At 59.4% G+C, this 10,791-nt stretch carries 11 protein-coding genes; 2 read left to right on the top strand and 9 right to left on the bottom strand.

The features are described from left to right. Positions 1-187: 187 nt before the first annotated feature. The 9 genes from gatB to gatC all read right to left on the bottom strand — a co-directional run bounded on the left by gatB (position 188) and on the right by gatC (position 8,620). Positions 188-1,639, bottom strand: coding sequence for an Asp-tRNA(Asn)/Glu-tRNA(Gln) amidotransferase subunit GatB (gene gatB, locus HYZ49_15965; GenBank protein MBI3243781.1), 1,452 nt, complete (start codon positions 1,637-1,639; stop codon positions 188-190). A 60-nt stretch (positions 1,640-1,699) separates the two neighbouring features. Then, the gene (locus HYZ49_15960) at positions 1,700-2,110 is read right to left on the bottom strand and encodes a DUF3052 family protein (GenBank protein ID MBI3243780.1); all 411 of its coding nucleotides are present in this window, start codon (positions 2,108-2,110) and stop codon (positions 1,700-1,702) included. Between the two features lie 61 nt (positions 2,111-2,171). After that, positions 2,172-3,461 carry a Glu/Leu/Phe/Val dehydrogenase gene (locus tag HYZ49_15955; protein ID MBI3243779.1) on the bottom strand — a complete coding sequence of 430 codons (1,290 nt, stop codon included), beginning with the start codon at positions 3,459-3,461 and terminating at the stop codon, positions 2,172-2,174. Positions 3,462-3,556: 95 nt separating this feature from the next. After that, positions 3,557-4,639 carry an aminotransferase class I/II-fold pyridoxal phosphate-dependent enzyme gene (locus HYZ49_15950; protein ID MBI3243778.1) on the bottom strand — a complete coding sequence of 361 codons (1,083 nt, stop codon included), beginning with the start codon at positions 4,637-4,639 and terminating at the stop codon, positions 3,557-3,559. A gap of 141 nt (positions 4,640-4,780) precedes the next feature. After that, a complete protein-coding gene (locus tag HYZ49_15945) occupies positions 4,781-4,996 on the bottom strand; it encodes a hypothetical protein (GenBank protein MBI3243777.1) in 216 nt (71 codons plus the stop codon). A gap of 77 nt (positions 4,997-5,073) precedes the next feature. Further along, positions 5,074-6,456, bottom strand: a complete 1,383-nt coding sequence (locus tag HYZ49_15940; GenBank protein MBI3243776.1) for a nucleotidyltransferase domain-containing protein — start codon at positions 6,454-6,456, stop codon at positions 5,074-5,076. Continuing rightward, the gene (locus HYZ49_15935) at positions 6,420-6,818 is read right to left on the bottom strand and encodes a HEPN domain-containing protein (protein MBI3243775.1); all 399 of its coding nucleotides are present in this window, start codon (positions 6,816-6,818) and stop codon (positions 6,420-6,422) included. Before HYZ49_15935 ends, HYZ49_15940 begins: the two co-directional genes overlap by 37 nt. After that, the gene (gatA, locus tag HYZ49_15930; protein MBI3243774.1) at positions 6,815-8,269 is read right to left on the bottom strand and encodes an Asp-tRNA(Asn)/Glu-tRNA(Gln) amidotransferase subunit GatA; all 1,455 of its coding nucleotides are present in this window, start codon (positions 8,267-8,269) and stop codon (positions 6,815-6,817) included. The genes HYZ49_15935 and gatA overlap by 4 nt, the downstream gene beginning before the upstream one ends. 63 nt (positions 8,270-8,332) lie before the next feature. Then, on the bottom strand, positions 8,333-8,620 hold the full coding sequence (gatC, locus tag HYZ49_15925) for an Asp-tRNA(Asn)/Glu-tRNA(Gln) amidotransferase subunit GatC (protein ID MBI3243773.1): 288 nt from the start codon (positions 8,618-8,620) through the stop codon (positions 8,333-8,335). A 111-nt stretch (positions 8,621-8,731) separates the two neighbouring features. Here gatC and HYZ49_15920 point away from each other — a divergent pair, with 111 nt between their 5' ends. Further along, positions 8,732-9,829, top strand: a complete 1,098-nt coding sequence (locus HYZ49_15920) for an ATP-binding protein (GenBank protein MBI3243772.1) — start codon at positions 8,732-8,734, stop codon at positions 9,827-9,829. A gap of 104 nt (positions 9,830-9,933) precedes the next feature. Further along, entirely contained in the window at positions 9,934-10,782 is an 849-nt protein-coding gene (locus HYZ49_15915) for a VWA domain-containing protein (GenBank protein MBI3243771.1), read from the top strand. The last annotated feature ends 9 nt before the right edge of the window (positions 10,783-10,791 follow it).

Raw genomic sequence — 10,791 nt, 5'->3', positions numbered from 1 at the left:
GCCCAACGACGGCTGCAAGTGTTGTATCGGTTTCGCCATCACCCCCGGCGTTGTCTCAAGCAATTGGAACAACAATGGGCTGAGGCGATTCGCCATAAACCTTAAGAAACGCCTTGTAGGTGGAATTTTGCGGCTACTGTTAAATATACTATATTCTGCGTTCACTTCAAGTATCGATATTGATCTGCTATCTACCCTTCACCCCCTCCAACCTCTCCTCCAACACCCTCTGCACCACCGCCGGGTTGCTCTTCCCGCCCATGCCGCGCATGACCTGGCCGAAGAACCACTTGGCTACTGTTTCCTTGCCGCCCAGGTAAGCCTTCACCTGATCGGGGTTGTCGGCGATCACCTTGTCAATGGCGGCGGCAATCGCGCCCTCGTCGCTCACCTGGGCCAGCCCTTTGGCCTTCACAATCTCGTCCGCGCTCTGGCCGGTGACGAACATCTCGGCCAGCACCGCCTTGCCGGTGTTGATATTAATCATGCCCTCGCCCACCAGCCTGATCAACCCGGCCAGCTTCTCTGGCGTGACCCGGCACTGATCAATCTCCTGCCCAGCCTCATTCAACAGCCCGAACAACTGCGAGATGATCCAGTTGGCCACCGCCTTCGGCTCCACTTTGAGCGATTGGGCGAACTTCACGGCGTCGTCAAAGTAGTCGGCTACGGCCTGCTCGGCCACCAGCACGCTCGCGTCGTAAGCGTTGAGGCCCAGCGCCAGGAAGCGCTCGCGTTTGGCGTCCGGCAGTTCGGGCAGGGCGGCTCGAATCTCCTCGACCCAGTTCATGTCCAGTTCCAGCGGCGGAATGTCCGGCTCAGGGAAGTAGCGATAATCGTGGGCCTGCTCCTTGCTTCGTTGTGAAACCGTCTTGCCCGTCGCCTCGTTCCAGCCCAGCGTCTCCTGATCCACCGCGCCGCCTGCCTCGTACACCTTGCTCTGCCGCGCGATCTCGTAGGCCGAGCCGTTCACCAACGCCCGGAATGAATTCAGGTTCTTGATCTCGGTGCGAGTGTTGAGTGCCTCCGTGCCAGCCTCGCGCACCGAGACGTTGGCCTCAAACCGGATCACGCCCTTCTCCATGTCGCCGTTGTTCACGCCCAGGTAGCGCAAAATCGCGCGAAGCTTGGTAGCGTAAGCCTTCACGTCTTCCACCGAATGCAAATCCGGCTCGCTCACAATTTCCAGCAAAGGCACGCCACTGCGGTTGAAGTCCACCAGCGAGTGGCCGTCGGCGTGATAGAGCTTGCCGGTGTCCTCTTCGAGATGCACCCGCCGCACCCGAATCTTCTTCGCGCCTTCGGGCGTGTCAATCAGTATCCAGCCCTCGGTCGCCAGCGGCAGTTCGTACTGCGAAATCTGGTAGCCCTTCGGCAAGTCGGGATAAAAGTAGTTCTTGCGGGCGAAGACGTTGACCCGGTTGACCGTGCAGTTCAGAGCCAGCCCGACGCGAATGGCAAATTCGACGGCGCGGCGGTTGACCACCGGCAGTGCGCCGGGTTGGCCGGTGCAAACGGGGCAAACGTATCGGTTCGGTTCGGCAGTCGTCGAGTCCACCACTGCACAGCCGCAGAACATCTTCGATTGGGTGAGCAGTTCGGCGTGGACTTCGAGGCCGATGACAGGTTCAAAGTTCATAAAAGTACCGGCGCCAACAAAAGGAAATCAAGGAAACGAAGGAAATTTCCTTCGTTTCCTTCATTTCCGGTTTTCCTTTCGTATCACAAACCTCATCGCGCTCTCTTCTTCGGACAATGAGCAGATTTTATTATCCACCAAACCGGCGGCCAGACCAAGAGGAATGATGCCGTCCTGATTGATGTAGCCGGGCAGGCCGCGCTTGGCCGTGATCACCCAGATGCCGCCATTTGAAACGATGGCCGTTTTCAACTCGATCAGCGTTCCCGTGATTTCGCCTGCCGACTTCGGCCAATACAAAATCACGTCGGCGGGCGTTTTGCCAGACCGTGTCACCGCCCGCCCGATCTTCTCGCCCACGCGCGCCAGCAACTCCTTGTTACGGCCTTTGCCTATCACCCGAACAAGGAAGCCGGGCTTGAGGCCCAGCTTGTCGGTCACGTCGCGGTGAGAATAGTCTTTTTCTGGCATGCTGTTACGGGCGAAAGACGACAGATGCTTTCGTCCTACGTCCATCGTCCGTCGTCATTTCTCAAATCCAGCCGCGCAATTCCATCGCCTCCACCACCCGACCGATGGCAATGGTATAAGCGGCGTCGCGCATATAAATGTCTTTCTTCACAGCCACGGCCAGTATGCCGTGAAAGGCTGTGGTGATCTTTTGATCGAGGCGGCGCAGGACGGCCTCGTGATCCCAGTAATAGTTCATGTCGTTCTGCACGCCTTCAAAGTACGAGGTGATGACGCCGCCGGCGTTGCACAGAAAATCGGGGATGTTGAAAATGTTGCGCTGTTGCAAAATGGCGTCGGCTTCGGGGGTGGTGGGGCCGTTGGCGCCCTCGGCCACAATTTTCACCTGAGGGCTGATGCTGGAGGCGTTGTCCCCGGTGATCTGGCCTTCGAGCGCCGCCGGGATTAACACGTCCACGTCTTTTGTCAGCCAGGCGTCGGCGTCTTCAATCGTGTAACCGGCGCCTTTGGCCTTCGCTTTGTCAATCGTGCCGTACTGGTCGGTGATGGTTTGCAGAAACTCGGGGTCAATGCCGTCGCGACGGCTGAAGGTGTAAGAATTTTTGTCGTTATGATCGTAGCACGAGACGCACATCACTTTGCCGCCGAGAGTCTTCTTGAAGGCAACGGCGGCATACTGAGCCACGTTGCCAAACCCCTGAATGGCCGCCGACGATTTCTCCGGGTTCATTCGCAGGTGCTTCATCGCTTCGCGAATGGTGTCTACCACGCCGAAGCCGGTGGCCTCGGTGCGGCCCAGCGAGCCGCCCACGCCGAGCGGCTTGCCGGTGATGGCGCTCGGCGAGTAGTGCCCGGCCAGCTTGGAGTATTCGTCCATCATCCAGGCCATCATTTGCGGCGTGGTGCCGACGTCGGGCGCGGGCACGTCCACCCGCGGGCCAATGTCGTGCCACACCTGATCGATCCAGCCCCGGCACAGGCGCTCCTTCTCGCCGACCGAAAGCAGGGACGGATCGACGATGACGCCGCCCTTGCCGCCGCCGAGCGGAATGTCGGCCACGGCGCACTTCCAAGTCATCCACATCGCCAGCGCCCGCACCGTGTCGAGCGTTTCGTTGGCGGCAAAGCGGATGCCGCCTTTGGAAGGGCCGCGGGCGTCGTTGTGTTGGACGCGAAAGCCGAAGAACACTCTGATCTTGCCGTTGTCCATTCGCACCGGAATCTGAAAACGGAACTCACGCTCCGGGAAGCGCAGCACATCGCGAACTTCCGATTCGATATTGAGTTTGGCCGCAATCACATCGAATTGATTCTGGGCCATTTCAAACGCATTGAGATGATTAGCAGGCATGTCCGGGCCTCCTGTAAAGAGATAAAGTGCGCTTTGATTCTGTCACCCTCCGCTCAACGCGGCTAGTGTAGACTTTCCTCTCGGCGTGGTGTGTTTTATCCGTGCCGTCTCATAAATCGTTCCAGACGATTAAGGGCCTCTTCGATTTTTTCATAAGCGGTGGCGTAGCACACTCGCACAAACCCTCTGCCGCTCTCGCCAAACGCCGACCCCGGCACGACCGCCACTTGCTCCTCTTGCAGAAGCCGCTCGGCAAACTCGTTCTCGTCCATGCCACTGCGGGCGACTGAAGGAAAGGCGTAGAACGCGCCGCGCGGCTCGAAACAGTCCAGCCCCAGCGTGTTCAACCCGCCGACGATCAGTTGCCGCCGCCGGTTATATTCCCCGACCATTTTCTGCACATACTCTTCGCCCGTCGCCAGGGCCTCCATCGCCGCCACCTGCCCCGTCGTCGGCGCGGACATGATCGTGTATTGATGCACTTTGCGCATCGCCGCCGTAATCTCTGGCGGGGCCGCGCTATAGCCGATGCGCCAGCCCGTCATCGCATAGTCCTTCGAGAACCCGCCGAGCGTCACCGTGCGCTCGCGCATGTTGGGCAGGGCCGCAAAACAGACATGCTCGAAGCCATACACCAGCCGGTCGTAAATCTCATCCGAGATCACGAGCAGATCATGTTTCTCGGCCAGCGCGGCGATCTCGATCAGCCGCTCGCGCGTTATCACCGCGCCCGTCGGGTTGTTGGGATAGCCGATCAGCAGAACTTTAGTGCGCGGGGTGATGGCCGCCTCTATTTCACTGGCCGTCACCTGAAAATCATTTTCCACCGAAGTGGCGATGGTCACCGGCTTGCCACCCGCAAAAACCACTTCAGGCATGTACGCCACAAAGCATGGCTGGGGCACAATCACCTCGTCGCCCGGATCAAGCACGGCGGTGAGAGCCAGGTACAGCGCCTCGGACACGCCGACGGTGATCAGCAATTCGGTTTCGGAGTCGTAAGTCACGCCGTAAAGCTTGGCGAGGTGGGCCGAAAGACTCTGCCGCAACTGCAAAATGCCAGAGTTGGACGTGTACTGCGTCTCGCCCCGGTTGAGCGAAGCCGTGCCGGCGTTCAAGATTCGCTCCGGCGTCACAAAGTCCGGCTCGCCGATGCCGAGCGAGATCACGTCCTTCATCGTGGCCGCAATATCAAAAAACCGGCGGATGCCGGACGGGGGAACAGAGTCGACTCGGTGGGAAGTGAATTTGCGCATAGGACGTCCTTGAAAAGAGAAAGGGTCAACGGATAAAACGGATTGAACGGATATTTCTTTGGTTTATCCGTTGACGAGATTGATTCGCCACTCATCATACAGTTCGCCATACATCAACTCAAACACCAGCCCGCCCGTCGTCCGCACCCGAAAGCATTTGCCGCCCGGAATGCGCCACTGTTGCTCGACGGCCTCAATCTCCAACCGCTCGCCCTGCCACTGCAAGGCAACGGGCCGCTCGGCGTATTCGTAGCCGGAGTGACACTCGACGAGTTCCATAAAGCCAGTGATCAGTCGTCAGTGAACAGAAATGTATGCGATGGCAAGGCAACTGTTCACTGCTCACTATCCACTGTTCACTCGAATCCCACTTCACTCGAATCGCCAATATTGAACGTGCGGAACTTGCCGTTCAAACGCGCATCCTGGCCGATGAGCGATTGGGTGAGCACAGCGTTGTGGATCGTCGCGCCCCGATCAATGATCGAGTCGCGGATGATGGAGTCTTCAACGACGCAGTTGGCGGCAATGGTGACGTGGGGGCCGACGACGGAATGGGCAAGTTTGGCGCTGGGATCAATATTGACCGGCGGGATGATAATGTTACCTTCCATTTTGATCTCGGCGCTGTTGTCGTGGCCGTGGTCGAGCAAATACTGGTTGGTGTGCAAAACCGTCTCCGGCTTGCCGCAGTCCTCCCAGACCTCCACCGGCTGAACACGCATCTTCATGCCCTTATCCAGCATCAACTGCAAAGCGTCGGCCAAAAAGTATTCATTCTTGGTCTTGATGTTGCGCGCCAGCTGTTCTTCGATGGCTCGCATGAAGGCCTGCGAGTCCTTCAGATAATAGAAGCCGACGACGACCAGGTTGTTCGTCATGTCGCTCGGCTTTTCGATCAGCCGGGTCACGTAGCCATCCGGCCCCACCAGCGCCACCCCGAAGCGGCGCGGGTCTTCCACCGGCTTCACCCAGGCCACGGCGTCCGCCTTTTCGTCCTTCAACATCGAAAGGTCAGTTTCCACAATGGTATCTACGAACACGATCAGCATCGGACCTTCGAGGTAATCCTTCGCCAGATAAACGGCAGTAGACTGGCCGTTCAACTCCTTTTGCTCGAAGTACCTGGCTTTGAGGTGCGGATATTTTTGGGTGACGTACTGCTCGATCTGATCGCCCAAATAGCCGGTAATGAAGATGAATTCGTCCACCGGCAGGTTGTTGAACATATCCAACACATGCCCCAGCACCGGCTTCCCGGCTACGTTGATGAGCGGTTTGGGCTTGGTGAAGGTGTGGGGGCGGAGGCGGGTGCCAAAGCCGGCGAGAGGGATGACGACTTTCATGCTCTGCGTTTTCCTTTCAACTGTGTAAGCCGGTGACGGTTCGTGAACGGCGACGGTCGGTTCGGCTTCGTAGACGACGACGCCTGTGTCTTTCACTTCGCCAAGCAGGCCGAGCGGGCCGGCGTTCGCGTATTCTTCCGGCGTGAAGCCGAGAGGCTCTAGATAGTCGGTGTCGGCATTCCAGGCAATCCAGCCCAGCCGTTGATGCCGCTCCAACTTGGGCACTCCACGAAAATCCGGCGAGACGATGATCAGATCAATGTCGCTGTCTTCGCGTTGCGTGCCTTTAGCATACGAGCCGAAAAGAATCGCTCGTTCGACCTGATATTGCTCTCGAACGGCGGCAAGATATTGTTCTAAGTGTCTTCGAAGCTGATCCGAGCTGAAAACCATTTGAAAATCTCATCTGTTTTGCGAATGGCCGACTCTGCCAAAGGTCGAATGAAAGTATCGGCATCTGCTACATCAAGTGGATAACGTGAGCCGACGTAATAAGCATCCAAGATATTGAAGGTTCGTTGGAATTCTTCGTCCGTCTCCAGGTCTATTTTCCTGAGTAAAGTAAGCAAATCATGAATGTGGGGCGGGTTTTGCCCTGTCTGTTTCACGATAACAGCTTTAAGCAATTTTTCGACTGCCTGCTGGCAGTGAAACGCGCATGTCTCGTACTCGCCCGCCTCAAGCAAATGTTTGGCCGCGCGGCGATCTATTTCGGCAAAGCGCAACCATTCTTGTGGATCAGATTCCCGGCTCATAACTTCGGCTCTCGTTTGTGCCACTCCGTCGCTTGCTGATACTGGTGCGCCACGCGCAAAATGCGCTCTTCGCTGAAGGCCGGGCCGAGCAGTTGCAGGCCGATGGGCAAACCAAAAGCGTCGAAGCCGCAGTTGACGGACAGGCCGGCGATTCCGGCCAAACTTCCGGGCAGGGTGAACACGTCTTCGAGATACATCGCCAGCGGGTCGTCCACCTTCTCGCCAATTTTGAAAGCGGTGTCCGGCGAGGTAGGGCAGGCGATCACGTCCACGTCGGCGAAAGCTTTGTCGAAATCGCCCTTGATCAGCGTACGCACTTTTTGCGCCTGCAGGTAGTAGGCGTCGTAGTAGCCGGTCGAGAGCGCGTACGTGCCAAGCATGATGCGCCGCTTCACTTCTGGCCCGAAGCCCGCGCCGCGCGTCTTGCGATATTCGTCCCACATCGCCGGCGCGTCCACACGCGGGCCGTAACGCACGCCGTCGAAGCGGGCCAGGTTGGCCGAGGCCTCGGCCGGGGCGATGATGTAATATGTCGAGAGCGCCAGGTCGGTATGAGGCAAGGAGACTGCGCGCGTTTTAGCGCCGAGGCTCTCCAGCACTTTCACCGCAACATTCACCGCCGCGCTCACTTCGGCGTTCACGCCGCCGATGAAATATTCTTTGGGCAAACCAATGCGCAAGCCGCGCAAACCCTCGCCGAGCTTGGCAGTGTAATCGGGCACGGGCGTGGGCATGCTGGTTCCGTCATGCGGGTCATGGCCGGCGATGGCGTTGAGCAGAAGCGCGGCGTCTTCGGCGGTGTGGGCGAAGACGCCGATTTGATCGAGCGACGAGGCAAAGGCGATCAACCCGTAACGCGAGACGCGGCCATACGACGGCTTGAGGCCGACCACGCCGCACAGCGCGCCGGGCTGGCGCACACTGCCGCCGGTGTCGCTTCCAAACGCTCCGAGGGCGAGTCCGGCGGCCACCGCCGCGGCGCTTCCCCCGGACGATCCGCCCGGCACACGAGTCACATCCCACGGATTGCGAGTCGGGCCGTAAGCCGAGTTCTCGGTGGACGATCCCATCGCAAACTCGTCGGTGTTGGTCTTGCCCAAAATCACGACCCCTGCCGCCAGAAGTTTTTCGACGACGGTGGCGTTGTAGGGCGGGATGTAGCCGCTGAGGATTTTTGAACCGGCGGTGGCCGGGACGCCCTTGACGCAGATCACGTCCTTGATGGCGACCGGGATTCCGGTCAGCGGCCTCGCCGCCTCTGTTTTGAGTCGCCAATCGGCCTCCCGCGCCTGTTCAAGCGCCAGGCCGGCGGTGACGGCCAGAAAGGCGTTGAGCTTTGGATTAAGAGCTTCAATGCGCCGCAACAAGGCCTCGGTCAACTCGACGCTGGTGATCTCGCCAGCGCGAAGCTGGGCGGCGGCGGCGGTGATGGAAAGATGGTGTAATTCCAAGTGATTGTCGGCAAATAGTTATTGGTTATTGGTTATGACCAATAACCAATAACCAATAACTATTTACTCAAGCACAGCCGGCACTTTGAAGCACCCCGCTTCCGACTCGGCGGCGTTGGCCAGCAGGGTTTCACGGTCGAGCGAGGGCCGGGCCACGTCGTCGCGCAGGACGGTGCGGAGCGGCAGGACCGTGGCCGTGGGCGGGATGGCCGAAGTATCCACCTTCTGCAAAGCCGCCGCGTAATCCAGCACTGCCGACAGTTGCTCGCGGAAGTGAATAGTCTCGGCTTCGGTCAATTCAAGTTTCGCCAGTTCGGCGATATGTTGGACTTCTTGGAGAGTGAGGGGCATGGTGGGAATTATAAATGAACAATGAAGAATGAGACAATGAACAAAGCGAAAATCAAAATTCCTTAGGTTACGGTATAATCCTCACCGCTCAACAAAACATTCGGAGTTGATATGCCCCCTATTTTCCCCTTCACGGCCATCGTCGGGCAGGAACGCATGAAGCGCGCCCTGATTTTGAACGCGGTCAACCCGCGCCTCGGCGGGGTGCTCATTCGCGGCGAACGCGGCACGGCCAAGTCCACCGCCGCCCACGCCCTGGCCGCCCTTCTGCCTGACGTGCGCGTGGTCAAAGACTGCCGCTTTGGCTGTGACCCCGACCGGCCTTCCACCTGGTGCACCGAGTGCCAGGAGCGCGCCGCCAAAGACGGCAAGCTTCCGCTCACCACCCGCCGCACCTCGTTCATCAACCTGCCCGTCAGCGCCACCGAAGATCGCGTGGTCGGCACGCTCGACATCGAGAAGGCCATACAAAAAGGCGAACGCCACTTTGAGGCCGGCGTGCTAGCCGCTGCCAATCGCGGCCTGCTTTACGTGGACGAAGTGAATCTGTTGGACGATCACGTGGTGGATGTCTTGCTGGACTCGGCGGCGATGGGGGTCAACGTCGTGGAGCGGGAAGGCATTTCGTTCGCCCACCCGGCCCGCTTCATCCTGGTAGGAACCATGAACCCCGAAGAAGGCGACCTGCGCCCGCAACTGCTCGACCGTTTCGCCCTGTCGGTGGACATTCACGGCCTCACCACCTCAACCGACCGGGTGGCGATCATGGAACGCAACCTGAATTACGAAGCCGATCCTGACGCTTTCCACAAAGAGTGGGAGCCAAAAGAACACGAACTGGCCGACGAGATCGAGCAGGCCCGCGAGATCGTCGAAGAGGTGAAGTATGGCAAGCGCGATCTCGAAGCCATCGCTTCGCTCACCACTTCCATGGGTGTGGACGGCCACCGGGCCGACCTGGTGATTCTGCGCGCCGCCCGCGCCCATGCCGCCTTCGGCGGGCGGGTGACGATCAACGACGAAGACATCATTCTGGCCGCCGAACTGGCCCTGCCGCACCGCATTAAGCACGGCCCCTTCCAGAAGACGGAAGTGACCGCCTACGATCTCGAAGAGCGCATGGAGCAAATTCGTTCTGAGTTTGGCGGGGCCGAAAGCCAGCCCACGCCCTCGGAAGAAAAGTCGCAGGTAAAAAAAAACAGGGCGTAGCGAACGAGTCTTCTGAAGAAACGCCCGACTTCGGGCAGGCCGAGGCCGCTCCCCAACAAGCGTCGGATACCCGTGACGCTTACTGGTGGGAGGGCGGCCAAAAGGTGAAAGCCACCGAAGAGTTCAGCCCGCGCAGTCTCAACACCCCGCTCGACAAACTCACCCGCAACCAGGGCGGCAAGCGAAGCCGAACGCGCACCGACCGCAAGCGTGGCCGTTACATTCAGGCCCGGCCCACGCACGGCAAGACCGACGACCTGGCCTTCGATGCCACCCTCCGCGCCGCCGCCCCGTTTCAGGTTCAGCGAAGCGAACAGCGCGCCGAGCACGACGTAGCCTTCGCCGTCAAGACCGAAGACTTCCATCGCAAGATTCGAGTCCGCAAAGCCGCCAACCTGATTCTGTTTGTCGTAGACGCCTCGTGGAGCATGGCCGTAGCCGAGCGCATGAGCGCCACTAAAGGGGCCATCATGTCCCTGCTCACCGACGCCTACCAGCGCCGCGACCGCGTCGGCCTCATCGTCTTCCAGAAGAACCAGTCCCGCCTCATCCTGCCGCCGACCAACTCGGTGATGCTGGCCCAAAAGGCGCTGGCCGACATCCCGGTGGGCGGCAAGACTCCGCTCTCCGCCGGGTTGACGATGGCCTTCAAGATTCTGGCCCAGGAGAAGCGCCTGCACCCTGACGTGATGCCGCTGATGATTCTGCTGACCGACGGCGCCGGCAACGTCTCCATGACCGACCTGCCGCCGCAGACTGAAGCCTACCGCGCCGCCGAGTTGATCAAGGACGAGAACATCAAAAGCGTAGTCATCAATATGGAGCACGCCGCCTTCGACCAGGGACTGGCGCGCGGCCTGGCCGAGCATCTTGGATGCGCCTGCCTCACCCTGCACGACCTGCGCGCCGAGACGTTGTATAAGACGGTGAAGAAAGAACTGGATGGGGGGTAGAGCGAGATG

It is taken from the genome of Chloroflexota bacterium (assembly GCA_016197225.1).
In the GTDB taxonomy this organism is placed as follows: Bacteria; Chloroflexota; Anaerolineae; order Anaerolineales; family VGOW01; genus VGOW01.
This window is presented reverse-complemented; position numbering and strand designations above follow the sequence as displayed.